Here is a 25,970-nt window from a genome sequence, read left to right as displayed (position 1 = left end):
CGCCGTCTTTTACCGTTTATCCGGTGGTTTAAAAACCAGGATCCCAATCTACTTCGATAGTACGAGTAGCGAGATCGACTTTCTTGATAACCTGCCCATCGAGGAACGGCACAAGACGTTCCTTGATACCAAACGCATCTTTCAGGTTTGCCTTAATGACGATGACGTCATTTGATCCGGTTTCCATCATATCGACGACTTTACCGAGATCGTAGCCTTCAGTGGTCACTACCTGGCAGCCCATCAGGTCTTTCCAGTAGTAGGTACCGTCTTCAAGCGCAGGCAACTGCGAAGAATCCACGACAATTTCGCAATTGGTCAGCAGATTCGCGGCATCACGATCGTCAACGCCTTTCAGCTTGATGATCAGATCCTGATTGTGGTGCTTCCAGCTTTCCAGCTGTACTTGCTGCCACTGACCCGCCTTCTGGATAAACCAGGGCTGATAGTCAAAAATGCTTTCGGCGTCTTCAGTGGAAGAAAACACTCTGAGCCAACCACGGATACCGTAAGAAGAACCCATTTTCCCCAAAATAATGGGTTCAACAGGTACTTGTGCGGCGAGTTGCTTGCTCATCATGACCACCGTGACAGATTAAGCTGCTTTGTTTGCTTCTTTGATCAGCGTAGCTACGCGATCAGAAATAGTCGCGCCCTGGCCAACCCAGTGAGCGATGCGATCCAGATCCAGGCGAGTGCCTTCTTCTTTTTCGCTAGCGATTGGGTTAAAGAAGCCAACGCGCTCGATGAAGCGACCGTTACGTGCATTACGGCTGTCAGTAACAACAACCTGGTAGAACGGACGCTTTTTAGCGCCGTGACGAGCTAAACGAATAGTTACCATAACATCCTCTTGTGTGAATAGAACACCCGGGCCCCATCGAGGGACGGGGCCCGGGTGTCATATTAAAAGCCCGAAAATTTTACTCATTTTTGGGGAAATTGCAATCAGCAGTTAATCACTCTGCTATAAAAGGCCGTCGGCGATACCGACAGTTCGGTGCCGGCGTGCGCGCAGCCACCGGAGCGTACACGCAGTACGTGAGGATGGCGAGCACACCCCGGAGCCGAAATGGCAAATAAGCCAGGCCTGTAAGATTAGCGGCCAGGGAATCCGGGGGGCATCATCCCCTTCATACCGCGCATCATTTTCGCCATACCGCCTTTCTTCATTTTCTTCATCATGCGCTGCATGTCGTCGAACTGTTTCAGAAGACGGTTAACGTCCTGTACCTGCATGCCACAACCGGCGGCGATACGGCGTTTACGGGAACCTTTGATGATTTCCGGTTTGGCGCGCTCTTTCAGCGTCATCGAGTTGATGATGGCTTCCATACGAACCAGCACTTTGTCATCCATCTGCGATTTGACGTTGTCAGGAATCTGCCCCATGCCCGGCAGCTTGCCCATCAGGCTCGCCATTCCGCCCATGTTTTTCATCTGACGCAGTTGCTCAAGGAAGTCGTTCAGATCGAAGCCGTCGCCTTTTTTCAGCTTGCTGGCCAGTTTCTCAGCCTGCGCACGGTCAACTTTGCTTTCAATATCTTCGATCAGCGACAGGACGTCGCCCATGCCGAGAATTCGGGAAGCAATACGGTCCGGATGGAACGGTTCCAGCGCTTCGGTCTTCTCACCGACACCGAGGAACTTAATTGGCTTACCGGTGATATGGCGAATAGAGAGTGCCGCACCGCCACGGGCGTCACCATCAACCTTCGTCAGTACCACACCGGTTAACGGCAGCGCTTCGTTAAACGCTTTCGCTGTGTTGGCGGCATCCTGACCGGTCATGGCGTCAACCACAAACAGGGTCTCAACCGGATTGATCGAGGCGTGTACCTGTTTGATTTCGTCCATCATCGCTTCGTCAACGTGCAGACGACCGGCGGTATCCACCAGCAGCACGTCGTAGAACTTGAGTTTGGCTTCTTTCAGCGCCGCGTTAACGATATCGACCGGCTTCTGGCCGACATCCGACGGGAAGAAATCAACGCCAACTTGCTCAGCTAACGTTTCCAGCTGTTTGATCGCCGCCGGGCGATAGACGTCGGCAGAGACAACCAGCACTTTCTTCTTGTGCTTCTCGCGCAGGAATTTACCCAGCTTACCGACGCTGGTCGTTTTACCCGCACCCTGCAGACCCGCCATCAACACGACAGCCGGCGGTTGTGCAGCCAGATTCAACGTCTGGTTTTCTTCGCCCATTGCCGCAACCAGTTCGTTACGGACAATCTTGACGAACTCCTGCCCTGGCGTCAGGCTCTTGTTAACTTCATGACCAACCGCTTTCTCTTTTACGCGATTGATAAACTCACGCACTACCGGCAGCGCAACGTCAGCCTCCAGCAGCGCCATGCGCACTTCGCGCAGCGTCTCTTTAACGTTGTCTTCAGTAAGGCGCCCACGGCCACTGATGTTGCGCAGTGTGCGCGACAAACGATCGGTTAAATTATCAAACATTGTCTCTCGCCTGGGGTGGAAACGGTTGGTCGCTAGCGCGACACATCTACAGAATTTTGCCGCAGTATAACATGAAGCCGTCTTTGTTGTTATGCAACGGTTGGAGCAGCGGTCACGTAACGCTATACTGCTTCTCTTCCTACTGGCCAACTGTCGACACTTAATATGCCCGTTTTTGCCCTGCTCGCCCTTGTCGCCTATTCCATCAGCCTTGCGCTGATCGTTCCTGGTCTGCTGCAAAAAAACAGCGGCTGGCGGCGTATGGCCATTCTCTCCGCCGTCATCGCGCTGGTGTGTCATGCGTTCGCGCTGGAAGCCCGCATTCTGCCTGGCGGCGACAGCGGACAAAACCTGAGCCTGTTAAACGTTGGCTCGCTGGTCAGCCTGATGATCTGCACAGTGATGACCATTGTTGCCTCACGCAATCGCGGCTGGCTTTTGTTGCCAATCGTCTACGCATTTGCGCTAATCAATCTGGCCTTCGCCACGTTCATGCCGAATGAGTACATTACTCACCTCGAAGCAACGCCAGGCATGATGATACACATCGGACTGTCGCTGTTCTCTTACGCAACGCTCATTATTGCTGCGCTGTATGCCTTACAACTGGCGTGGATTGACTATCAGTTGAAGAACAAAAAGCTGGCCTTCAGTAATGAAATGCCGCCGCTGATGAGCATTGAGCGCAAAATGTTTCACATCACACAAATTGGCGTCGTACTGCTGACGTTAACCCTCTGTACCGGTCTGTTTTACATGCATAACCTGTTCAGCATGGAGAATATCGACAAGGCCGTGCTCTCCATCGTGGCATGGTTTGTCTATATCGTCTTGTTGTGGGGGCATTACCATGAAGGCTGGCGCGGACGCCGTGTCGTCTGGTTTAACGTTGCCGGCGCAGGCATTCTGACGATGGCCTATTTTGGCAGCCGTGTATTGCAGCAGTTTGTAAGCTAAACCATCTAAGGAGTTTCCCCTGGAACATATTTCCACCACCACGCTGATCATCACGCTGATCATCATGGTGGTTATCTCAGCCTATTTTTCCGGCTCCGAAACCGGAATGATGACGCTGAACCGCTACCGTCTTCGCCATCTGGCCAAACAAGGCAACCGCCCTGCAAAACGCGTGGAAAAATTGCTGCGCAAGCCGGACCGTTTAATAAGTCTGGTGCTGATCGGCAATAACCTGGTGAATATTCTGGCGTCGGCGCTCGGCACGATTGTTGGTATGCGGCTGTACGGCGATGCTGGCGTCGCGATTGCCACCGGCGTGTTAACGTTTGTGGTGCTGGTGTTCGCAGAAGTCTTACCGAAAACCATCGCCGCGCTGTATCCGGAAAAGGTCGCTTATCCAAGCAGCTTCCTGCTTGCTCCGTTGCAGATACTGATGATGCCGCTGGTCTGGCTACTCAACACCATTACCCGTCTGCTGATGCGTCTGATGGGCATCAAAACGGATATTGTTATAAGTAGTTCGCTGAGCAAAGATGAGCTGCGGACCCTCGTGAACGAATCGCGCTCGCAAATTTCCCGCCGCAATCAGGATATGCTGCTGTCGGTGCTGGATCTGGAGAAGGTCAGCGTCGACGACATTATGGTTCCGCGCAACGAAATTATCGGAATCGACATCAACGATGACTGGAAGTCAATTGTGCGCCAGCTTTCGCACTCGCCGCACGGGCGCATCGTGCTCTATCGCGAGTCACTGGATGATGCCATCAGCATGCTGCGGGTTCGTGAAGCCTGGCGACTGATGTCGGAAAAGAAAGAGTTCACCAAAGAAACAATGCTGCGCGCTGCCGATGAAATCTACTACGTCCCGGAAGGAACACCGCTCAGTACACAGCTGGTAAAATTTCAGCGTAATAAAAAGAAAGTCGGTCTGGTGGTCAACGAATACGGCGATATTCAGGGGCTGGTAACGGTTGAAGACATTCTGGAAGAAATTGTCGGCGACTTCACGACCTCCATGTCCCCGACCCTGGCAGAAGAAGTAACGCCGCAAAATGACGGTTCGGTGATCATTGACGGTAGCGCCAACGTTCGCGAAATCAACAAAGCGTTTAACTGGCACCTCCCCGAAGACGATGCCCGGACGGTAAACGGTATAATCCTGGAAGCGCTGGAAGAGATCCCGATAGCGGGTACCCGCGTACGTATCGGTCAGTACGATATCGATATTCTCGACGTGCAGGACAATATGATTAAACAGGTGCAGGTATTACCGGTAAAACCGCTGCGGGAAAGTGTCGCGGAATAAGGCCAGGAGTTGTAGGCCGGGTAAGGCGTCAACCGCCACCCGGCACTATCAGAGGCAGATTAGCCCTTCGCTTTCGCCACGGTGACCATAGCAGCGCGAATGGTACGGCCGTTCAGCGTATACCCTTTTTGCATCACACCCAGTACATTACCCGGCGCAACCTCTTCAGATTCCACCATGGCAATCGCCTGATGCACGTTCGGATCTAACGGCACGTTGACGTCAGCAATGACTTCAACACCAAATTTACGCACAACATCCAGCATGGATTTCAGCGTTAATTCGATACCTTCCACCATAGATGCCATATCCGGGTTAGCTTTATCGGCCACTTCCAGCGCACGATCCAGGCTATCTACCACCGGCAGCAGCTCATTGACGAATTTTTCCAACGCAAACTTGTGCGCTTTTTCTACGTCCAGCTCAGTACGGCGGCGCAGGTTTTCCATTTCCGCTTTGATACGCAACACGCTGTCACGTTCACGCGTCTGGGCTTCAGCAAGCTGAGCTTCCAGATTCGCAATTTTTTCATCGCGCGGATCCACCTGCTCAGCAGAAGCGTCTGATTCAACCGCCTCAACTTCTTCGTGCTGATCCATGATAATTTCTTCCGGGGCTTGCCCCTCAGGCGTTTTCTGTTCTTTACTACTCATGAATTTCTCCGCGTTTTTTTCGCATTCATCTCGCTAACTTCGCTTATTATGGGGATCAGATTCAGGGATTCAAGGGAAGCACTCACATTGTCATCAATCTTCGCTACAAGGACCTCGAGAAAATGAATAATCATTTCAAGTGTATTGGCATTGTGGGACATCCACGTCACCCCACGGCACTGACGACACATGAAATGCTCTACCGTTGGTTATGCACCAAAGGTTATGAGGTCATCGTGGAGCAACAAATCGCCCATGAATTACAGCTCGACAATGTGCAAACCGGCACGCTTGCGGAGATTGGTCAACAGGCTGACCTCGCCGTGGTGGTCGGCGGCGATGGCAATATGCTCGGCGCGGCACGCACCCTCGCGCGCTATGACATTAAAGTTATCGGCATCAACCGCGGTAACCTCGGATTCCTGACCGACCTTGATCCTGACAACGCCCTGCAGCAATTAGCCGATGTGCTGGAAGGCCACTACATCAGTGAGAAACGCTTCCTGCTTGAAGCCCTGGTGTGCCAACAAAACTGCCAGAAACGTATCAGTACCGCCATCAACGAAGTGGTTCTGCACCCTGGTAAAGTGGCGCACATGATCGAGTTCGAAGTCTATATTGACGAAATTTTTGCGTTTTCTCAGCGTTCAGATGGCTTGATTATCTCCACCCCAACGGGTTCCACGGCCTATTCGCTCTCTGCTGGTGGCCCCATTCTGACCCCCTCGCTGGACGCGATCACCCTGGTGCCCATGTTCCCGCATACGCTCTCGGCTCGCCCGCTGGTCATCAACAGCAGCAGCACGATTCGCCTGCGTTTTTCGCATCGCCGAAACGATCTTGAGATCAGCTGCGATAGCCAGATCGCACTTCCTATACAGGAAGGAGAAGATGTCTTGATTCGTCGCTGTGATTACCACCTTAATTTGATCCACCCTAAAGATTACAGCTATTTCAATACATTAAGCGCCAAGCTGGGCTGGTCAAAAAAATTATTCTAATTTTGCACCAGGCTCTTTACTGTATAAAAAACCAGTTTATACTGTATGCAATTACAGTCATGGTTTTTCATACAGGAAAACAGCTATGTTGGCACAACTGACCATCAGCAATTTTGCTATCGTTCGTGAACTCGAGATCGATTTTCAAAGCGGAATGACCGTCATCACCGGTGAAACCGGGGCGGGTAAATCCATTGCAATTGATGCGCTCGGCTTGTGTCTTGGTGGGAGGGCCGATGCCGACATGGTGCGTATTGGTGCCTCGCGTGCCGATTTGTGCGCCCGCTTTTCTCTGAAAGACACCCCAGCCGCGCTACGTTGGCTTGAGGAAAATCAGCTTGAAGAAGGCCGCGAGTGCTTGCTACGTCGCGTAATCAGTAGCGATGGTCGCTCACGCGGCTTCATCAACGGTACCGCCGTACCCCTATCGCAGCTGCGCGAACTCGGCCAGTTGCTCATTCAAATTCATGGTCAGCATGCACATCAGCTGCTGACCCGATCTGAGCATCAAAAAAATCTGCTTGATGGCTATGCGAATGAATCCACGCTGACTCAGGAAATGGCTGCACGTTATCAACTGTGGCATCAAAGCTGCCGCGATCTGGCGCATCACCAGCAACAAAGTCAGGAACGCGCCGCCCGGGCAGAATTACTACAATACCAGCTAAAAGAGCTGAACGAATTCAACCCACAACCCGGTGAATTTGAACAAATAGACGAAGAGTACAAGCGTCTGGCCAACAGTGGGCAATTGCTCACGACCAGTCAGAATGCGCTGGCAATCCTGGCCGACAGCGAAGACGTTAATTTGCAAAGTCAGCTGTATACGGCAAAACAACTGGTCAGTGAACTGGCAGGTCTGGATGGTAAACTCTCTGGCATTCTCGACATGCTGGAAGAAGCCACGATCCAGCTCACTGAAGCCAGTGATGAACTGCGCCACTACTGTGACCGTCTGGATTTAGATCCCAACCGCCTGTTTGAACTGGAGCAGCGGATTTCCAAACAGATCTCACTGGCCCGTAAACATCACGTTAGCCCGGAAGCATTGCCGCAATTTTATCAGTCTCTGCTGGAAGAACAGCAGCAGCTTGACGACCAGGCTGACTCTCTGGAAACCCTGACACTGGCAGTAAGTAAGCATCATCATCAGGCGCTGGAAACGGCGAAAGCGCTGCACAGTCAGCGCCAGTTGTATGCACAGGAATTAGGGCAACTCATTACCGAAAGCATGCATCTCCTTTCCATGCCGCATGGGTTCTTTGCCATCGACGTGAAGTTTGACGAGCACCATTTAAGCGTGGACGGCGCTGACCGTGTTGAATTTAAGGTCACCACAAACCCAGGGCAACCAATGCAGCCGATTGCTAAAGTGGCCTCCGGTGGCGAGCTGTCACGCATCGCGTTGGCTATTCAGGTGATCACTGCACGTAAGATGGAAACTCCAGCGCTCATCTTTGATGAAGTGGATGTCGGTATCAGTGGTCCAACCGCTGCGGTAGTCGGTAAACTGCTACGCCAGCTTGGTGAATCTACCCAGGTGATGTGTGTCACCCACTTACCACAAGTAGCGGGATGTGGCCATCAACACTTCTTCGTCAGTAAAGAAACCGACGGCGCAATGACCGAAACGCACATGCAGCCGCTGGACAAACGAGCCCGTCTGCAGGAGTTAGCGCGTTTACTTGGCGGTAGCGAAGTGACGCGCAATACCCTCGCAAACGCGAAAGAACTGCTGGCAGCGTAAACTTTTTTTCACCTTCAGGGTCAGAGTACACAACGAAATCGCCGTAAGAGCCGACACCAAAAGGTTTTAAAGTGGTGAAAGGTCTATTATCATCGGCATATTACATATGAGCCGCGTACTGCTCGGGCCCGAAAAGGAATCAAATCACTATGCGCTGTAAAACGCTGACTGCTGCCGCAGCAGTACTACTGATGTTGACTGCAGGCTGTTCCACTCTGGAGCGAGTGGTTTACCGTCCTGATATCAACCAGGGAAACTATCTGACACCTAATGATGTATCCAAAGTGCGTGTCGGCATGACGCAACAACAAGTTGCTTATGCTCTGGGTACTCCAATGATGTCCGATCCGTTTGGCACCAACACATGGTTTTATGTGTTCCGTCAGCAACCAGGGCACGAAGGTGTAACGCAACAAACTCTGACGCTGACCTTTAACAGCACCGGCGTGTTAACCAATATCGACAACAAGCCAGCACTGACCAGCAACAATAAGTAAGGTCGCTAATATCCAAAAAAGGTGCTCAATGAGCACCTTTTTTATTGTGACTGACCCGTCCTGAATAGCGTTGACACATTTCAACTCCATACCGGGCTAGTCACGGCTATTTATTGCCTGATTTTTCTGCGCGCTGTCGCCGCAACTCTTTCGGATCAGCAATTAATGGCCGATAAATCTCAACCCGATCACCATCATGGACCGCATCAACAAGTTTTACCGGGCGACTATAGATGCCGACTTTGTTCCTCGCGAGATCAATATCAGTACGTAATTCCAGCAGCCCGGAAGCACGGATAGCCTCTTCAACCGTCGCACCCTCTGCCAGCGTCACACGCTGCAAATACTGTTTCTCAGGCAAGGCGTAGGCAACCTCAACGACAATTTTAGCCGGCACTGTAAACCTCTTTAGCGCGGACGGTGAAAGCCTGCACCATGTTAGAGGCCAGCTCCTTGAAGATACGCCCAAATGCCAGCTCAATGAGTTTATTGGTAAACTCAAAATCGAGCTGAAATTCAATGCGACATGCTTCATGATTCAACGGCGTAAACTTCCAGCCGCCAATCAGTTTTTTAAACGGTCCATCGACCAGATGCATCAGGATGCTCTGATTATCCGTCAGTTGATTGCGTGTGGTGAACGTTTTGCTGATCCCAGCTTTCGAGACGTCCACCGCAGCGGTCATCTGCCCTGGCGTTGACTCCAGAACACGACTCCCTATACATCCAGGTAAAAACTGGGGATAGGACTGAACATCATTCACTAACTGATACATCTGCTCCGCACTGTAAGGTACTAAAGCTGTCCGGCTTATCTGAGGCATAGCTATTTCCATCAACATAAATCGAACAAATAATACCATTTATCATCTGGTAAAAAAAACGCTATACCTCAGGTCAGGTGCTCGTGGGTTCATGCTAAGATAACGCCTTGCCCCTGCAGGATGATAATGGGGTGTTTTTCAATTCCAGATTACCTATACTGAGCGGCATTATGACGAAGAAAAAAGCACACAAACCTGGCTCAGCCACCATCGCGCTTAACAAACGCGCCCGACACGAATACTTTATCGAAGAAGAGTTCGAAGCTGGACTCGCCCTGCAAGGGTGGGAAGTCAAATCCTTGCGCGCAGGTAAAGCCAACATCGGCGACAGCTATGTGATCCTGAAAGACGGCGAAGCATACCTGTTTGGGGCCAACTTCACACCAATGGCGGTGGCCTCTACGCACGTCGTGTGCGATCCAACCCGTACCCGTAAACTGCTGCTCAATCAACGTGAGTTAGACTCTCTCTATGGCCGCGTGAATCGGGAAGGCTACACCGTCGTGGCACTCTCTTTGTACTGGAAGAATGCCTGGTGCAAAGTGAAAATTGGCGTAGCAAAAGGTAAAAAACAGCACGATAAACGTTCGGATGTGAAAGAGCGTGAGTGGCAGTTGGATAAAGCCCGTATCATGAAAAATGCAGGACGATAACCGCCAGCCAAAATTGTGACCAGATTCATTATTACGGCTGGTCACTCCTCAACACTCACCTCCAGGCAATATCTCCAAAAAATTAACCAGGAATGATTGCCTGCGTTGATCTTCTGCAAGCGAATAAACCGTCGCAGACTCTTTGAATAAACCACATAACCGTATGAAAGAAGCGCTATATGAGCGCAAAGCAACCAGATACAGGCTGGTATTGGACTTCACAAATCTGTTATACTTGCTTTAACACATTGGGGCTGATTCTGGATTCGACGGGATTTGCGAAACCCAAGGTGCATGCCGAGGGGCGGTTGGCCTCGTAAAAAGCCGCAAAAAAATAGTCGCAAACGACGAAAACTACGCTTTAGCAGCTTAATAACCTGCTCTGAGCCCTCTCTCCCTAGCTTCCGCTCTTAAGACGGGGATCAAAGAGAGGTCAAACCCAAAAGAGATCGCGTGGAAGCCCTGCCTGGGGTTGAAGCGTTAAAACTAATCAGGCTAGTCTGGTAGTGGCGTGTCTGTCCGCAGGTGCCAGGCGAATGTAAAGACTGACTAAGCATGTAGTACCGAGGATGTAGGAATTTCGGACGCGGGTTCAACTCCCGCCAGCTCCACCAAAATTCTCCATCGGTGATTACCAGAGTCATCCGATGAAGTCCTAAGAGCCCGCACGGCGCAAGCCCTGCGGGCTTTTTTGTGCCTTCAATTTGTCCTGGGAAGTCTGAAGCCAACTAATTAAATCCGAACCTTTTAGGCCCATTGATAGGCCCAACGAAAAGCTCTATTGTTTTCGTTGGGCCTAAACGCATGGAGACTCCCCATGGCAAGAAAAACCAAGCCGTTAACCGATACGGAAATCAAAGCCGCCAAACCTAAAGATGCCGATTACCAGCTGTATGATGGTGATGGGCTTACTCTGCTAATCAAGTCCAGCGGTAGTAAGCTCTGGCAGTTCCGTTACTATCGGCCTCTAACCAAGCAGAGAACCAAACAGAGCTTCGGTGCCTACCCTGCCGTCTCGCTTTCTGATGCACGTAAACTCAGAGCCGAATCTAAAGTTTTATTGGCGAAAGACATTGATCCCCAGGAACATCAGAAAGAACAGGTCAGAAATTCACAAGAGGCCAAAACCAACACTTTCTTGTTAGTCGCCGAACGTTGGTGGAATGTGAAGAAAGCCAGCGTAACAGAGGACTATGCCGACGATATCTGGCGCTCACTTGAGAGAGATGTTTTTCCAGCAATCGGTGATATCAGTGTCACTGAGATTAAGGCTCATACTCTGGTTAAAGCAGTTCAACCGGTTCAGGCCAGAGGTGCATTAGAGACTGTTCGCCGCCTTTGTCAGCGTATTAACGAAGTCATGATTTATGCGCAGAACACGGGCCTGATTGATGCGGTTCCCAGCGTAAACATCGGGAAAGCATTCGAGAAACCGCAAAAGAAAAACATGCCAAGCATCCGCCCGGATCAACTTCCACAGCTAATGCAGACTATGCGTACGGCAAGTATCAGCTTGTCCACAAGATGCCTGTTCATGTGGCAACTTCTCACCATCACCCGCCCTGCCGAAGCTGCTGAGGCTCGATGGGATGAAATCGATTTCAATGCCAGCGAATGGAAAATTCCTGCTGCTCGAATGAAAATGAACCGGGACCATACGGTTCCATTATCTGATGGGGCTCTCGCTATTCTGGAAATGATGAAGTCTCTCAGCGGTGGTCGAGAATTTATCTTTCCCAGTCGTATCAAACCAACCCAGCCAATGAACAGCCAAACAGTGAATGCAGCACTCAAGCGTGCTGGCTTAGGAGGCGTACTCGTATCACACGGTTTACGTTCTATCGCTAGTACGGCACTCAATGAGGAAGGATTTCCGCCTGATGTCATTGAAGCAGCACTGGCTCATGTAGACAAAAATGAGGTACGTCGCGCTTATAACCGCAGTGATTACCTTGAGCAACGTCGTCCTATGATGCAATGGTGGGCTGACTTTGTTAAAACTGCAGATAAGGGAAGTATAGTCGAATGTAGTGTCGGAGTATTAAAGCTTGTTGTTTGATTCTACTTAATCCGCGCCTTCAAAGGCGCGGTTCTTATTTTTTACTAAAAAATAACGGGAAGTTCTAATCAGAGTCATTCATCCCGGGTATCTTTTGTTTAACCGTATCTTCAAATGCAGCCTTCACTCTTTCATCATTGCGTTCCCAACGTTTGACGACTGTTGTGATATCCTCTTCATTAAGATCCAAGTTTTTGTTCTGAGATTTCAAATTTTGTACAAAGGCGACTAAATCTGCTTCTATTGCCTTTGCTGCAACCGTTTTATTTTTCCATCCACCATTCGTGGGAACATATTGGTGGAGCAATCTTATCGTCTCTTCTTTTACCGGAAGATATAATTCAGCTTTCGCCCCCCCCCCCTTTCTAGCTGACTGTTTTTTCTTAGCCATCTTCTCCTTTTCTGATGCCAGTTCCGAAGGTAGCAAAGGGCCATAGCCTGCAATGCCAATACACTCCCCCAAGATTGTACTCGCCCGTAAGAAAGACTTGATCGCAATCGTTTGATTGATATCCCACATATCTCTTCCATAGCGCTGGAATAACCCTGCAGCCATCAGATTCGTTTTGAAAAAGTATTTAAGACTTTGCGAACCCTCGATTACAGACATCACAGTCCACTTAGTTCTGAGATGTTCCCAGCGTTGAATATCATCACGATAATATATTTTCACCTGCAACAACTCAAATTCCTGGCTTTCATTCGTACCATCCAGAAGTGACAGACTCTTAAGGATAGAATGTCTGTAAAGAAAGCCAGAACCTTCAAGGCAGGTCTTTAATCTGTCTCTTTTTCCTTCAAAGTCTGAGCAAAAAACATCCAGCATATTCCATGTCATCCTTTATTAGTCAGTTACACAATATCATCTGTTCTTGATCTTGCCCTGCCATCCCTTGCTCATTTTTACTACTTAGCTGAATGAAACACCAGACGTGAAGACAGGAGGTAACGGTTTGCCATACTTCCCGCTAGTAATCCAGAATCAGCATAAGCATGACTGAATGCTGTGAGTTCCACTAATTACGGTATGGCATACAACGCTCGGAATCCTTCAGATTGTCGCGGGTGTTCTGTCAACACCATTGCTGGCACCCAACATAACTGCATGTGTAACTCGAAAAAACTGCCCTGCAAAAATAAAACAATTAATTTTCAATGATATACTGGCCTGCCACTCGTAAAAGAAAGTTTTTTTGGCACCTGTATTTTAGATCATATGCCTTAAAGCTAATCTCACGTCATCCAGAGCACAGCGATTTAAGGTAATCATGTATGAGCAAATCTAATGTTAAAATACTTCGTCTTTCTACAGTAATCGATAAAACGGGCATGTCACGTTCAACAATCTATGACTGGATCAACCCTAAATCACCACGCTATGACCCAACGTTCCCTAAGCAACGTCGTCTAGGACTGCAATCTGTCGGCTGGATAGAGGCTGAAATAGACGAATGGATTTTACAACGGACCCAGGCGATCGAGTAAGAAAGGGGACATTTTCATTGTGCATTGATGCAGGATGATTTTTTACTGATTAATTATCGATCCCTTTACGAACAGGATTAATTAATAGCAATGTCAATTATGAGGAGTAATAAATATTTCCAGTAAAAAATACACATTTACGCACAAAAATGAATCTGAGATGGGAACGCTTGAGCGTTATGCCAGAATGAATAATACATCCCTTTCCTCAGTCATATCGGACTCTGTAGCGTTAACGGTACATATATTTGAACAATGTCTTCGTTATCAATGGTCAATAAAGGAACTAAAAAATGACCTGCTAAAATTCACTATAAAAGAAAGCATTAATCGTGCAAGGGGGGCTCTAGGCATAACACAGGAAGAACACTGTTCATTAATCTGGAAGACGAATATCAGGAGTCCGTTAAAAATCCCCGTTTCGGATTACTTTCAGCTGAACGCCAATGATGAATTCATGGGGAAAGATGAAAAGATAGTTTTACGTGAAAGACTTTCCTCGTTAAGGGAGGATTACGATATGGAAAAAGCAATCTACATTTACAACCAGAGGAAATTTGATGAGACTAAACAAAGTGTCTCAGGAGATTCGAACATTATTCTTATCCATAAAACCTCCTTTGAGGACTATTACTTTGATGTTGGAGAAGTTCGACTCTTTTCCACATCCCAATTGATTATATTTGGAGTAAATGAAGTTCTAAGAAGAAAGGAGGTTGTGATGCCTTATCCGGTTATTTGCTGGATAGATATTTACCATGTGAATGAGATGATAATTATGCTGCCAGTGATCCGCAAAACAGATGCTTCCAACTGTGTTAACACACCGGATGACATTATTATAAACCCATACTCACGGGAGAGCAGAAACTAAGGATTAACAGAGAAGAACAAACAATTATGAAAAGTTAAAAAAAGCTTTAACAATCAAATTAACTTTGACAATCACTTTCTATTACGTGGTTATTTTTTGTACAAGCAGAAGAGTTCAGATATCACAAAATAATTTCTGACACCGGAGTGCATCAGATGCGTTCATTTTTTTACACCATGTGCAGTAGTGGACAGCAAGAGAGCATAGAAGATCATCACTCGCTTACAGAGATATGCCAGAAGTTTAATATTCCACCTGAACATGTTGTGATCGAGCAGGTAGATATTAAGGAGGTTGTTTCAAAACAACGTTTGCTCAGGCAATTGATTAACCATGAAATGAACCGACAGGACATGCTTGTCATTCCTGATTTAAGCTGTCTTGGCAGAACAGTGGAGGACTTACAGGAAATTTTATTTTTTTGCCTTCAAAAAGACATTTTCATCTACAGTTACCATCCTGACTCAAGGATAGAACCTTCTGCAGAAAGCTGTATGTCTTATTTGATAGCACGTCAGAGTACGATCGACATACATAATCTGAAATCAACCAAAAGCAGATATCGGCATGTTAAAAAACCATTAGGGAGAAAGGAGGGCAGCAAATACAGAAATGATATCACAAAGCTTAAGTCAGCCAGATACAGTCAGGCAGAGACAGCTAAGAAATTGGGTATCAGCTTATCTACCGTTAAACGGCACTGGAGTAACGGAATTATCGGTTAGTTTCAAAAGCTAATTGCAGAGTAATTTTTTAACAGCCATCACAGGCTGGGGCTGCGTTCGTTTCAAATTTAGGTGTAGGAAAAGGTATTATAATGGCTACTATACTGATCGTTATATCACCCTTACCCTATTGCTACCTGTTAATGGGGAGCTAAAAGGTATATTACCAATCAGATCACAACAGTATGCCAGTACTAGGATCTGAGACCAGTATATACCCCTAACTTTGATTAAACATTTCCCTGCCTGTATGGCAATCCCCTATATGGTCCCTGACAGACCGTAGGACCAAGCACATAGGTATATATTATGAAAACGTACTTAGGAACTCATGGATTACACAACGAAGAAAATTTGGATACCATGCAGGAGGTGATCGATTATGCCACGGATGATTATACCAGCATTACTGTTGTGCGTGTTGATACTCATTATCCCCCAATACTGGAAGATACCGTCTGCTGCTTCCCTAACCTGGAACCAGGCGCAATATCCCGGTTTATTAACTCACTAAAAGAGATACTTAAAAACAGTGAACGCCGCAGGAGACGTAACGGTACACGGGTCCACCCCAATACACTGCGTAGTCTGTGGGCTAAAGAATACAGCCAGTCAGGCAAATGCCACTTCCACGTTTGCCTGATATTTAACGAACAGGCTTACAAGCATTTAGGTGATGACAAAGTTGATACCAGCTTACGCATGATGATTACCAGAGCCTGGTACAGCGCGTTAGGCATGGATATGGAAGACTACCATGGGCTGGTCCACTTCCCTGAAAACTGTCGATATATTCTGGATCAAAACTCTCCGGATTATATCTATGAGTACGGTATGTTGTTCATACGGCTGGACTACCTGACCAAACTCGAAAGCAAAAATTACGAAGAAGGGGAACGTAACTTCGGTGGTAGCCGTAAGTAACCCTCGTATTGGGCCTTCTCTGCGTGGGAAGGCCTTTTTTACGACAGAGTTCAATGATATAGCCAGCAGATAACCTGAACCCCCGGGTCTTCAATTTGGCGTAATTTTCCCACTTTCAGTCATTATAGCTATCGCTTCGTCGATAGTCTGCGTTGTAAAGAGTGAGTTCTCTCTGCAATCCTTGCGAACCACCTTCCTGTTATTTTGGATTGAAATGTTTTCACACCAGGCTAAAGTCTCAGTGGTGTGTTTTTCTTCCATGCTCATGTCCAAAAAAGCGAGCCGACTATCAAGGGACTGCATGTCTTCAGTGACAACTGAAGGTGCAGATTCCAGTAGGTTCAAGCGGCTTTCGACATCTGCAACCTTGCCTTTAACCTGCGAGACATCTTCTACCAATTTCTCATGTCTATGGATAGCATCAGCCAATGCTCGTGAGTTTTGTGCAAGGATTTCTGCCATTTGTGCAAGGGCCGAACCTTTCGCTTCTGGTGGAGGTGGGTAAACGCCATGTTTAGTCAGTGATGGTATGACTTCATGAAATAACCATTTTTGAAACCGCTTACCGGCAGCGCTTCGGTCACTCGACATGACGCGATACAAACCAGGCTGAGTGACAAAAATTTCTTTTTGCCCCTCAAACACACCATTCTCAACGTCTGTTGTCATATATTCGTCAGGATCAAGCGCCTGCAATTGAGCCCTGATGATCCCTGCCATCGATTTTACAGTGTAGTCAGCGTTTAATTCTCTGTTTTCTTTATTAAGCGTGACTAAAACATCCCGTAATGAGATGTATAGAATCTCGCCAAACATCAACGTTCTTAGATCGCTTTCACCAGTCTCACCACGGTAACATATCTTGGTCAGGTTACTATTCATCGTTTCTCACATTACAAATTGTGGATGTATATCAGGCCATTATACTGATCTTAACCTGCCAGCTCTAGACTGCTTTGCGGCTAATAGGTATCGCCCGCCAGATCACCGCATTAGAATCTGAAAGGTCTGGGTTCTGGTGAGTCAACGAACCTTTGATCTTACCCACGTAATGTGGACACATCCCACACTCGGCATTATCCCACCGGACAGTTTCATCCCTTTAGCTGAACGCTGTAACCTCATTGTGCCGATGACCCAGGCATTGATGGTTCAGGTACGTAAACAGTTTGCTCCTATGGTTCACTTATTGCCGAAAGATTTTCATTTCGCTTTCAATATCAGTGCCAGCCAGTTCAAAGACTTCAATCTGGTGGAGGACTGCCGGACCTTCATCCAGGCATTCAGTGACAACCCTGTTAAGCTGGTTCTGGAGCTCACCGATCGGGAGTTGCTGGTCACTGATGGTGCGACGGAAAGGCTGGTGGCAGAACTGCACAAGCTGGGGGTGCTGATCGCCATTGATGATTTTGGCACGGGTAATTCCAGCCTCAAGTATTTGCAAAGCTTCAACGTTGATGTCCTTAAAATCGACAAGAGCTTTGTCAGCAATATTGGCATCGATTCGCACTCAGTCCATATCATCGACAATATCATTGATCTGGCCTCCTGGTTACACCTGCAAACCGTGGCAGAAGGGGTTGAAAATGAAGTTCAGGCAGCATATCTGAAAGCACGCAACGTGACTTATCTGCAGGGGTATTTATACGGTAAACCCATCCCCATGGATGAGTTCGCCAGACAATTTTACGCTTCAGTTTAAGTGTCTTGTAGCGGTCAATTTAAGTTCGAAGAATCAATCCGGGCTGTGCCTGCCCGCCTTTCGCATTAACGTAACGTAATATTGAGTCACGGCTGTCAAATCCGGACCTTCCAGGGGAAACTCAATCCCGAGTGGCGCCTCAGTGGGTAATAACTGCAGTAATGTCAGCCAGCGCGAAGAGGCTGGCTCAGGCGCAATCGCACGAAAGGTATTCTGATAAGGTTCAGCCGCTTTCACATGGATATAGCTGACAGACGGTGCCAGTTGATGAGCGGCCTCTTCCGGCGAAGAGCCCGCCCACAGCCAGTTACCCATATCAAACGTCAACGTGACAGGCAGTTCCAGTGTGCGGCAGGTAGACTGAAAACGCTGCATTACCGGCAACTGCCCGCATTCAGTCTGATCATTTTCCACCACCAGCGGTACGCCAGTATCGGCAAGCCAGCGCCGCAATGTTTCCACTGCCGGATCCTGACCAAAGTGCCCCAGCGACACTTTCAGCCACTGCGCATTAAGGGTACGGGCCTCCTCAAGCAGCGCTGGTATTTGCGGGTTGAGCGAACTGTCCGGCAGATACAATGGCTCAGGCGCAGAGTAACATGCCTGCAAATTATGATTCCTGATGGAGTGCGCCAGCGAAGGTAAGTGGTTTAACTCTTCAACTGAAAACATCTCCCGGCGAATTTCGACGCCTTGCGCACCAGACTGCGCTATTACGGGCAACATGGCCACCTGCCCACCCGCTGCTCGTACGGTCTCATAGCCATAGGCGGCGGTTACCACAATAATTTTTCTGCTCACTTATCGCTCCGTTACCATCAAATCCTGGTTTTAGCCCTGAATGAAATCGATCCCATACAAGTTATATTTATCACGTGCTGACAGTCATAAAAGAAAACTAACGAACCGTTGAACCGCGCACCCGCAATTCACCAGGGAATAACTGCTCATTGACGGGATCTTTGGCGCCGCCAATACGACGGATCACCTGTTCGGCGGCAGCATAACCAATTTGCCAGGTGGGTTGTCTGAGTGTGGTGATACCAACGCCAGCCAGTTCAGCCCATTCCAGTTCGTCGAATCCCAGCAGGCCGATATCGCTCCCCCATTGCAGACCAATACGTTTCAGGGAGCGGGCAACCTGTAACGTTAAGGCGCCGTTAGCGGAAATAACCGCTTTGCGCATGCCACGGTAACGGGTATGAAACTGGCGCAATGTGTCATCAAGAAGGTTGCCTTGTGTCAGTGGTATTTCGGCATTGTCCGCCACAATCTCAGGATAACGGGCGAGAGTGGCATGAAAGTTATTCAGGCGTTCCCGACGGGTATTGACGGTACCGATCGGCTCACTCAGGAAAAGAATGGCTTCAAATCCTTGTGTGACAAGGTGTTCTGTGGCCAGCGTTGTTGCCTGGTCATTGTCCAGTGCGGCCCTGTCACAGATGAAATGGGGGATCTTACGGTCAATGAGCACCATCGGTAGCGCCGACTGCTTAAGCCGATCCAGCGTATCCTCAGGCATGTGTATCGCGTTGACGACCATCCCTTCAACCTGATAATTGAGCAGTAAATCGAGATAGTGTTGCTCCTGAACGCCCTCATTATTGGCATTACAAATCAGCGGGGTAAACCCATTTTTACGGCACGCAGCTTCGATACCGCTGAGCACGTCGATTGAATAGGGATTGGTGATATCGGCGATAATCAGACCAATAAGACGGCTTCGCCCATGCTTTAAACCGCGTGCCATCAGGCTTGGGCGGTATCCAAGGTCGGCAATGGCTTTTTCAATCCGCGCCAGCAGTGGAGCAGAGAGAAGATGTTTTTCACCATTCAAATAACGTGAAACGCTGGTTTTTCCTGTCTGCGCCGTTCGGGCAACATCTTTGATGGTAGGGCGCGGTGATGGTTCCATAGGTACTTTTCTCATCATTATCTACGAACGCCCTGACGTAAAATCCGGGTTGTTCACTGGTGCCTCTGAGGGCTTAATTACAATGATTCTTAACATCGTATTTGGTAATACCGCCGCAGGAGCACTCATTCTGTCAGAATGGTGTATTCCTTTATTTATCCTGACGCCAGGTTAACGCTGAATCAGCTGGTGCAGATTGTACCCATTTTGCGTGACCGTACCGGTCAGGGCGGTAATCAGGTTATCGACGGCGCAGGCCGCCATGTTGTAACGGGTTTCATGAGTAGCAGAACCAATATGCGGTAACGCGACAACATTGGGTAATTGCAACAGTTCTGAGTCGGCAGGCAGCGGTTCGGTTTCAAAGACATCAAGTCCTGCGGCGCGGATAACACCGTGTTTTAATGCATGAATTAACGCCTGCTGATCCACGATTTTTCCTCTGGCCCCGTTGACCAGGATAGCGCCAGGTTTCATTTGTGCCAGACAGCGAGCATCGATCATTTTTTCTGTCTGCGGTGTCAGCGGTAAGGTCAGACAGATAAAGTCTGCTTCTGCCAGCAACTGATCCAGCGGGCAACGACGCGCGCCGTAATGTTGTTCCACTTCGCTATTCGTCGTTTCGTTGGCGTATAACACCTGCATACCAAATCCGGCATTCGCCCGACGTGCCAGGGCGGCACCAATACGTCCCATGCCGACAATACCTATCGTCTTATGGTTGATGTCCACACCGTACATTGATGCATCAATGCTGCCCGTCCAGTGTCCGGCTTTCACCCATTCAGCCAGTTCACAGGCGCGGCGAGCGGTCATCATCAGCAGCATAAAGATCGTATCTGCGGTTGTTTCCGTTAATACCGAAGGGGTATGCATCAGCAAAATACCGCGTCGTGTCAGGTCATGAATATCAAATTGATCGACACCGACAGAGATAGTCGAGATGGCTTTCAGATGGGGAGCGCAGTCCAGCAACGCATCACGTACCGGCACACTGGCGCCGATCATCCCCTGGGCATCCTGGAGAGCAGCTTTTACTGCGACCCGATTCGTGTCGTTGATCCCATCGAAAAAGCGCACCTCAAAACAGGTTTCCAGTTTGTGGTACAGCGCATCCGGAATACGTTTGTACAATACGATGGCAGGTTTCAAAGAGCACTCTCCTGTTCAAGTAAGTTCAACTGTTCGCGATGGGGGAGTCCCTCGCTGTCACCAGGCACCTGAACGGCCAGGGAACCCAGAAGATTGCCTCGTCGCACGGCTTCGGATAGCATTTTTCCTTCAATTAATCCGCTCAGTACACCAACCGCAAAACCGTCGCCGGCACCGACCGTGTCCACCACGTTTGTGACCGGAAAGCCCGGTATTGTTGCCTGTTCGCCATGAGCAGATTTAAACCATGCGCCTTGCGGCCCAAGTTTGATGACAACGGCCTTCACGCCCTGATTAAGGTAAAAGTCGGCAATCGCCTCAGGATGTTCGTGGCCGGTGAGTATTTTCCCTTCACTCAGGCCTGGCATTACCAGTTTTGCTTTAAAGGCGAGGGCATTTAAGGTATTCACCATCGTGGGTGTATCACGCCACAATACAGGCCGCAGATTGGGGTCAAAAGAGACGCTTTTCCCGGCAGCAATCATCGCGTCTGCGGCATGGTGGCATAACGCCAGAACACTTTCCGAGAGTGCCGCTGCCACCCCCGTCAGATGAAGGTGACGGGCGGTGAGAAAATAGTCGGCGGAAAAATCGGCCAGCGAGAGATGACTGGCGGCCGAGTTTTTGCGGAAATATTGCACGACAGGATCTGCTCCCTCTTTTTCCCGCGACTTGATTTGAAATCCGGTGGCGTACTCTGTATCGGTCGTCACCTGCTGAAAGCTGATGCCTTCTTTTTCCAGACAGTTCAGAACATAGCGACCAAACGCATCTGTGCCGACTCTGCTAACCCAACCTGCCCGAAGCCCCAATCTTGCGATGCCGGTAGCCACATTCAACTCCGCGCCAGCGATGCGTTTAATGAAGTGTTCCGCGTCAGCCAAATCGCCATACTCTTCGGCAACAAACATAGCCATGGCTTCGCCAATAGTGACCAGATCCAGATTATTATGGGTATCACGTGAGGATATAAGGTTCACTGTCACAGTAATCGTACTCCTTAAAAACTCATCCAGCCCTGAGACGTCAGCCATAACTGGCTGATGTCTCAGGGTTTTATATCAATGTGTTATTGCCGATTAGCATGAAGAAATACGGTATAACACAGCAGTTAGTTAACTAAACCATTCGAGGGGAACCGTCACCAGTTCAGGGAAGATAATCAGCAGGACGACCACCAGAAATTCGGCCATCAGGAATGGCATCATTCCCCAAGTCACTTCACCTATTTTAAGTTTCCCTACGCTACACACGGCATTCAGGGAAGTGCCCACTGGTGGGGTAATCAGTCCCAGTGCGGTAATCATCACAAAGATCACGCCAAAGTAGATTGGATCGATACCCACTGCTTTCACCACCGGCATCAGTACTGGCGCCAGGATCAGGATAATTGGCGTCTGATCCATTGCGGTGCCGATAACAAACAACAGCGTGACCAGAATCAGCAGGAAAAGGGTTGGATGATCCATAAATGGCTCAAGCAACGTGATTAGTTCACCAGGTAAATCGGCTACTGTGATCAACCATGAGGTCACCATCGCGCCGCCGACGAGGAACATGACGACTGCGGTCATTTTCCCGGCATTCAGGAACAGGCCATACAGATCGCTAAACTTCAGCTCTTTGTATATAAATTTGCCGACAAACAGTGCGTATACGGCAGCAACAACCCCGGCTTCCGTCGGCGTGAAGATGCCAAATTTCAGACCAAACAGAATGATGAATGGCAGGATCATCGCCCAGATGCCTTCTTTAAAGGCCTGACACACTTCAGCACGGGTCGGTTTTTCGAACGTGACAACGTTGTCACGACGGGAGACAAACCACCAGGTAATCAGAATACTGACCCCCATCAGGATCCCCGGAACGATACCGCCCATAAACAGTTTGGTGATGGAAACCTGAGCAGCAACACCAAACAGAATCAAACCAATACTGGGAGGAATAACCGGCGCAATGACGCCTCCACACGCAATCAGCCCCGCAGAACGGTTCAGGTTGTACCCGGCTTCGCGCATCATCGGTAACAGCATGGCGGCCAGTGCGGTGGTATCAGCCAGCGCAGAGCCAGAGAGACTGGCCATCAGGATGGCGGCGAATACAGCAACGTAACCCAGCCCGCCGGGAATGTGACCAACCAGTGCCAGTGCCATACGGACAATACGGCGTGACAGGCCACCGGCGTTCATGAACTCCCCCGCCAGCATAAAGAACGGCGCAGCAAGCAGAACGAAATTGTTTGTGCCATCTACAGCATTTTGCGCAATCAACTGGGCATCAAACAGGTCGAGATGCCACATCAAACCGACACCACTCAGAAACAGCGAAAAAGAAATGGGAATGCCGATAGCAATAGCACTCAGCAGAATGCCAAGGAAAATAAGGACTGTCATGTGTAACTATCCTCAGATTAATGTTTTTTGTTGAGGAAAAGACGAAAAATGTTTTTGAAGGCGTACAGCGCAATACCAATGCTGGCGACAACGCTGGTTATATACAAAACAGCCATCGGCCAGCCAGTTACCGGGGAAACGGTATCGATATTAATGACAGTTTGCTGCCAACCCCCTTGCAACAGGAGCCAGCATACGAACAGTATTAACGCGTTGCCGACTAATTCACAGACCTGTTTCCCCCAGCGAGGCATTTTTTCAACCAGCGAATCGACCCGAATGTGGGTACCATCTTTCATCGCGGCGATGGCCCCTAAAAATGTCAACCAGACGAAAAACAGCCGGGAGACATCTTCGGAAAAAGTAATGCCTGAATTAAATCCGTATCGCAGAATGACGTTAACAAAGACCATTAACATCATAGAGGCCAGGCAAAAAACAATGATGAAGTTGATAGTGCGGAGAATATATTTTTCTAGGGTTGCCATGGAGTATTTTCCTTGAACGAAAACCTGCTAGCGGCGCGAAATAAAACGCGCCGCTGGAAGAGATAAATTACAGGTCTTTTGTTCTTTCAAGCTCATCCTGGAATTGCTTGAGCAGGGCCGGGTCCAGCTTCGCTGCATATTTTTGTGTCACCGGCTCTACAGCAACACGCATACGCTCGATTTCTTCTGGTGCCAATTCATTGAGCTGCATACCTTTTTCAATCAGGTTCTTACGGGAAACCTCGGTCATATCACGAGCGGCTTTACGCTGAGCATCACGGGCAACAATTGATGCATCTTTGAAGATTTTCTTCTCGTCGTCAGACAGTTTGTCCCACAGCTTTTTGCTCACCATCAGCAATTGTGGATTATAGATATGACGAGTGCCGCTGAAATACTTCTGTACTTCATAGTATTTGTTGGCATCAACAGACGTTTCCGGGTTTTCCTGACCATCGACCGTACGGGTTTCCATGGCAGTGTAGAGTTCCGGCATTGGCAGCGGTACTGCGTTTGCACCCAGCGCATTAAACATGTCGACATACAACGGGTTGAGAATGGTACGGATCTTCAATCCTTTCACATCTTCCAGTTTCGTGATCGGGTGTTTGTTATTACTGATACTGCGGTAGCCCTGTTCCATATAGGCCAGTCCCACCCAACCTTTTGCTGGCATGTAATCCAGCAGTTTCTGGCCAAACGGGCCGTCCAGAACAGCATCAGCTTGTGCGGTATTTTTAAACGAGAACGGGAAGTCCAGAGCCACAAACTCCGGAATAGTGCCGACGATTTGCGCCGGTGACATCATGGAAACTTCAATTGTGCCCCCCTGCATGGCGGAGGCGACTTGCTGCTCGCCACCCAGAGTGCCGTTCGGGAAAATTTTAATCTTAATTTTGTTGTCTGAGTGTTTAGCCACCTCATCAACAAAAACTTTGGCACCGATACCTTGCGGGTGATCAATCGCGTTGACGATAGGCATTTTCAGGTTTCGGGAGCTGATATCGGCGGCCTGGGAGGTGAAAGATATCAAAGATAAGCTGGCAGCAATGAGGGTTGAAGTAAAAAGCGCTCTCGTATTCTTCATATGTATAGTTTTCCGTCTGTACGACATGAATAAATGTAGGGGATGTTGGTTACGGGGCTCTCTATTTTCTGCCTTTGCACCCGTTAGTGGTACGATATATGGAATCGATTCCATGTATCAAAAAAATGATCCATAAATTAAATATCAGTCACAAATATAGGATTAATGGCCTGTCCGGATTAATAATCGATAATGCAGTCACAGTTAAAATGAATCCGTTCTGGCAGCAAATCATCAATTTTTGCCGTTTCAGTGTAAATGAAGTGCTGCAGGACCGGCGTTTGTGGTTAAGATATCGATCAGGTTCAGGTCGATTTTTCTGCTGATGTGCAATGGCTGAAAGGGCGTGGTGTAGAAGTCAAACGTTACAATCTGGCACAACAGCCTGTGAGCTTTGTTCATAGCGAGTACGGGTGTGGGGTCAGTCCAACTATAGGGCAGGATCGTCTACCGGGGTGGGGTCAGTCCATAAATGACTCAGAGGTGTCTGTTAAACCTGTGGCGATTCATTTCTCTTTCCCCGCAGCCCATCAGCCCCGCTTTGCCCAGGCTCAGACTCTCAATTTATGTAAGAAACTACCTTGAGGTACCAGTACGAGCACGGAGATTTCGCCAATGAGGAAAGGTGACACGGACTATTAAAACCAACAACCCCAGGAGTTATAACAACGCAGGGGCTGTATATTTTACTGAATACTTTCCAGGTCTTTTGCTATATCACGATGGCGTCCCTGGTCAGCAATCTCACGTCCCGGCCGAGCCGGTGCTTTAAGCGCCTTTTCCAGATAGCGTTTTCCTTCGTCAGTCTTTTTCTCTTTCAGCAAAAAGTCGCCATAAAAATAGTTTGGATCGATGCCATCAGGATTGATCGCCAGTGCTTTTTTCAGCATTTCGTCGGCTTTGTTTTTATCACCAAAGCCAATCGGCCAGCCGGGAACCTGATAATACAGCGCCCCAAGGCTGGTCCAGGCAGAACCCTGTAAGGCATTAGGGTCGATGCTGATCGCTTTTTCCAGATCGCTACGGGCCTGTTTGACCAGACTCAACGCACCCAACCCCCCTTTAGCC

28 protein-coding genes, 1 other RNA gene and 1 pseudogene are annotated in these 25,970 nt (G+C 48.8%); 14 read left to right on the top strand and 16 right to left on the bottom strand.

The window, feature by feature from the left end:
- Positions 1-28 precede the first annotated feature (28 nt).
- From rimM to ffh, 3 genes are all read right to left on the bottom strand, one after another.
- On the bottom strand, positions 29-577 hold the full coding sequence (gene rimM, locus NNO04_RS11630) for a ribosome maturation factor RimM (RefSeq protein WP_271444822.1): 549 nt from the start codon (positions 575-577) through the stop codon (positions 29-31).
- 18 nt (positions 578-595) lie between these two features.
- Positions 596-844, bottom strand: coding sequence for a 30S ribosomal protein S16 (gene rpsP, locus NNO04_RS11625; RefSeq protein WP_162382693.1), 249 nt, complete (start codon positions 842-844; stop codon positions 596-598).
- A 254-nt stretch (positions 845-1,098) separates the two neighbouring features.
- Positions 1,099-2,460 carry a signal recognition particle protein gene (ffh, locus tag NNO04_RS11620; protein ID WP_271444778.1) on the bottom strand — a complete coding sequence of 454 codons (1,362 nt, stop codon included), beginning with the start codon at positions 2,458-2,460 and terminating at the stop codon, positions 1,099-1,101.
- Between the two features lie 165 nt (positions 2,461-2,625).
- Between ffh and NNO04_RS11615 the strand changes: the two genes are divergently transcribed.
- Complete coding sequence (locus NNO04_RS11615; RefSeq protein ID WP_271444777.1) at positions 2,626-3,417, top strand: cytochrome C assembly family protein; 792 nt, start codon at positions 2,626-2,628, stop codon at positions 3,415-3,417.
- Positions 3,418-3,436: 19 nt separating this feature from the next.
- Positions 3,437-4,723 carry an HlyC/CorC family transporter gene (locus NNO04_RS11610; RefSeq protein ID WP_271444821.1) on the top strand — a complete coding sequence of 429 codons (1,287 nt, stop codon included), beginning with the start codon at positions 3,437-3,439 and terminating at the stop codon, positions 4,721-4,723.
- Between the two features lie 59 nt (positions 4,724-4,782).
- On the opposite strand, the gene grpE is transcribed toward NNO04_RS11610, so the two are convergent.
- Positions 4,783-5,376 carry a nucleotide exchange factor GrpE gene (grpE, locus tag NNO04_RS11605; RefSeq protein WP_162382690.1) on the bottom strand — a complete coding sequence of 198 codons (594 nt, stop codon included), beginning with the start codon at positions 5,374-5,376 and terminating at the stop codon, positions 4,783-4,785.
- A gap of 122 nt (positions 5,377-5,498) precedes the next feature.
- Between grpE and nadK the strand changes: the two genes are divergently transcribed.
- The 3 genes from nadK to bamE all read left to right on the top strand — a co-directional run bounded on the left by nadK (position 5,499) and on the right by bamE (position 8,621).
- Positions 5,499-6,377 (top strand): NAD(+) kinase, encoded by an 879-nt coding sequence (nadK, locus tag NNO04_RS11600; RefSeq protein ID WP_271444776.1) that lies wholly within the window; start codon positions 5,499-5,501, stop codon positions 6,375-6,377.
- Positions 6,378-6,462: 85 nt separating this feature from the next.
- Positions 6,463-8,124 carry a DNA repair protein RecN gene (gene recN, locus NNO04_RS11595; RefSeq protein WP_271444775.1) on the top strand — a complete coding sequence of 554 codons (1,662 nt, stop codon included), beginning with the start codon at positions 6,463-6,465 and terminating at the stop codon, positions 8,122-8,124.
- Between the two features lie 149 nt (positions 8,125-8,273).
- The gene (gene bamE, locus NNO04_RS11590) at positions 8,274-8,621 is read left to right on the top strand and encodes an outer membrane protein assembly factor BamE (RefSeq protein ID WP_271444774.1); all 348 of its coding nucleotides are present in this window, start codon (positions 8,274-8,276) and stop codon (positions 8,619-8,621) included.
- Positions 8,622-8,727: 106 nt separating this feature from the next.
- Here bamE and NNO04_RS11585 read toward each other — a convergent pair whose 3' ends face one another.
- Both NNO04_RS11585 and NNO04_RS11580 read right to left on the bottom strand, forming a co-directional pair.
- Positions 8,728-9,018, bottom strand: coding sequence for an RnfH family protein (locus NNO04_RS11585; protein ID WP_271444773.1), 291 nt, complete (start codon positions 9,016-9,018; stop codon positions 8,728-8,730).
- Positions 9,008-9,445, bottom strand: a complete 438-nt coding sequence (locus NNO04_RS11580) for a type II toxin-antitoxin system RatA family toxin (protein ID WP_202882581.1) — start codon at positions 9,443-9,445, stop codon at positions 9,008-9,010. The genes NNO04_RS11585 and NNO04_RS11580 overlap by 11 nt, the downstream gene beginning before the upstream one ends.
- A gap of 170 nt (positions 9,446-9,615) precedes the next feature.
- On the opposite strand from NNO04_RS11580, the gene smpB reads away from it, so the two are divergent.
- The 3 genes from smpB (at position 9,616) to NNO04_RS11565 (ending at position 12,157) form a co-directional block, all read left to right on the top strand.
- Positions 9,616-10,098, top strand: a complete 483-nt coding sequence (smpB, locus tag NNO04_RS11575; RefSeq protein WP_162382684.1) for an SsrA-binding protein SmpB — start codon at positions 9,616-9,618, stop codon at positions 10,096-10,098.
- Between the two features lie 250 nt (positions 10,099-10,348).
- Positions 10,349-10,712, top strand: a transfer-messenger RNA (tmRNA) gene (gene ssrA / locus NNO04_RS11570).
- Positions 10,713-10,915: 203 nt separating this feature from the next.
- Positions 10,916-12,157, top strand: coding sequence for an integrase (locus NNO04_RS11565; RefSeq protein WP_154681595.1), 1,242 nt, complete (start codon positions 10,916-10,918; stop codon positions 12,155-12,157).
- Positions 12,158-12,221: 64 nt separating this feature from the next.
- Here NNO04_RS11565 and NNO04_RS11560 read toward each other — a convergent pair whose 3' ends face one another.
- The gene (locus tag NNO04_RS11560) at positions 12,222-12,983 is read right to left on the bottom strand and encodes a hypothetical protein (RefSeq protein WP_271444772.1); all 762 of its coding nucleotides are present in this window, start codon (positions 12,981-12,983) and stop codon (positions 12,222-12,224) included.
- 446 nt (positions 12,984-13,429) lie between these two features.
- Here NNO04_RS11560 and NNO04_RS11555 point away from each other — a divergent pair, with 446 nt between their 5' ends.
- From NNO04_RS11555 to NNO04_RS11540, 4 genes are all read left to right on the top strand, one after another.
- Positions 13,430-13,642 (top strand): helix-turn-helix transcriptional regulator, encoded by a 213-nt coding sequence (locus NNO04_RS11555; RefSeq protein WP_154681597.1) that lies wholly within the window; start codon positions 13,430-13,432, stop codon positions 13,640-13,642.
- Between the two features lie 160 nt (positions 13,643-13,802).
- Positions 13,803-14,516: a hypothetical protein gene (locus NNO04_RS11550; protein ID WP_271444771.1), complete on the top strand. Its 714-nt coding sequence runs from the start codon at positions 13,803-13,805 to the stop codon at positions 14,514-14,516.
- 80 nt (positions 14,517-14,596) lie between these two features.
- Positions 14,597-15,241: a recombinase family protein gene (locus tag NNO04_RS11545; RefSeq protein ID WP_442870733.1), complete on the top strand. Its 645-nt coding sequence runs from the start codon at positions 14,597-14,599 to the stop codon at positions 15,239-15,241.
- 309 nt (positions 15,242-15,550) lie between these two features.
- Positions 15,551-16,165, top strand: a complete 615-nt coding sequence (locus NNO04_RS11540; protein ID WP_271444770.1) for an inovirus Gp2 family protein — start codon at positions 15,551-15,553, stop codon at positions 16,163-16,165.
- Between the two features lie 90 nt (positions 16,166-16,255).
- On the opposite strand, the gene NNO04_RS11535 is transcribed toward NNO04_RS11540, so the two are convergent.
- Entirely contained in the window at positions 16,256-17,047 is a 792-nt protein-coding gene (locus NNO04_RS11535; RefSeq protein WP_271444769.1) for a BRO-N domain-containing protein, read from the bottom strand.
- Positions 17,048-17,183: 136 nt separating this feature from the next.
- Between NNO04_RS11535 and NNO04_RS11530 the strand changes: the two genes are divergently transcribed.
- Positions 17,184-17,867: an EAL domain-containing protein gene (locus tag NNO04_RS11530; RefSeq protein ID WP_271444768.1), complete on the top strand. Its 684-nt coding sequence runs from the start codon at positions 17,184-17,186 to the stop codon at positions 17,865-17,867.
- 33 nt (positions 17,868-17,900) lie between these two features.
- Here NNO04_RS11530 and NNO04_RS11525 read toward each other — a convergent pair whose 3' ends face one another.
- From NNO04_RS11525 to NNO04_RS11495, 7 genes are all read right to left on the bottom strand, one after another.
- Positions 17,901-18,668, bottom strand: a complete 768-nt coding sequence (locus NNO04_RS11525; RefSeq protein ID WP_271444767.1) for a sugar phosphate isomerase/epimerase family protein — start codon at positions 18,666-18,668, stop codon at positions 17,901-17,903.
- Positions 18,669-18,765: 97 nt separating this feature from the next.
- Positions 18,766-19,782: a LacI family DNA-binding transcriptional regulator gene (locus NNO04_RS11520; RefSeq protein WP_271444766.1), complete on the bottom strand. Its 1,017-nt coding sequence runs from the start codon at positions 19,780-19,782 to the stop codon at positions 18,766-18,768.
- A 171-nt stretch (positions 19,783-19,953) separates the two neighbouring features.
- Positions 19,954-20,934 carry an NAD(P)-dependent oxidoreductase gene (locus tag NNO04_RS11515; RefSeq protein WP_271444765.1) on the bottom strand — a complete coding sequence of 327 codons (981 nt, stop codon included), beginning with the start codon at positions 20,932-20,934 and terminating at the stop codon, positions 19,954-19,956.
- A complete protein-coding gene (locus NNO04_RS11510) occupies positions 20,931-21,914 on the bottom strand; it encodes a sugar kinase (RefSeq protein WP_271444820.1) in 984 nt (327 codons plus the stop codon). Before NNO04_RS11510 ends, NNO04_RS11515 begins: the two co-directional genes overlap by 4 nt.
- 135 nt (positions 21,915-22,049) lie before the next feature.
- Positions 22,050-23,327 carry a TRAP transporter large permease subunit gene (locus NNO04_RS11505; RefSeq protein ID WP_162381996.1) on the bottom strand — a complete coding sequence of 426 codons (1,278 nt, stop codon included), beginning with the start codon at positions 23,325-23,327 and terminating at the stop codon, positions 22,050-22,052.
- Between the two features lie 17 nt (positions 23,328-23,344).
- Positions 23,345-23,815: a TRAP transporter small permease gene (locus NNO04_RS11500; RefSeq protein ID WP_162381995.1), complete on the bottom strand. Its 471-nt coding sequence runs from the start codon at positions 23,813-23,815 to the stop codon at positions 23,345-23,347.
- A gap of 67 nt (positions 23,816-23,882) precedes the next feature.
- Entirely contained in the window at positions 23,883-24,902 is a 1,020-nt protein-coding gene (locus NNO04_RS11495; protein ID WP_271444764.1) for a TRAP transporter substrate-binding protein, read from the bottom strand.
- 258 nt (positions 24,903-25,160) lie between these two features.
- Between NNO04_RS11495 and NNO04_RS22885 the strand changes: the two are divergent.
- Positions 25,161-25,355: pseudogene (locus NNO04_RS22885) on the top strand (arsenic metallochaperone ArsD family protein); the annotation flags it as partial.
- 233 nt (positions 25,356-25,588) lie between these two features.
- On the opposite strand, the gene NNO04_RS11485 reads toward NNO04_RS22885, so the two are convergent.
- The coding region (locus tag NNO04_RS11485) for a tetratricopeptide repeat protein (protein ID WP_442870732.1) at positions 25,589-25,970 on the bottom strand (382 nt) is incomplete at its 5' end.

It is taken from the genome of Citrobacter sp. Awk 4, from assembly GCF_028069725.1.
Taxonomy (GTDB): Bacteria; Pseudomonadota; Gammaproteobacteria; order Enterobacterales; family Enterobacteriaceae; genus Citrobacter_D.
Note: the sequence above shows the minus strand (reverse complement) of the source record. Positions and strands in the feature narration are given on the sequence as shown.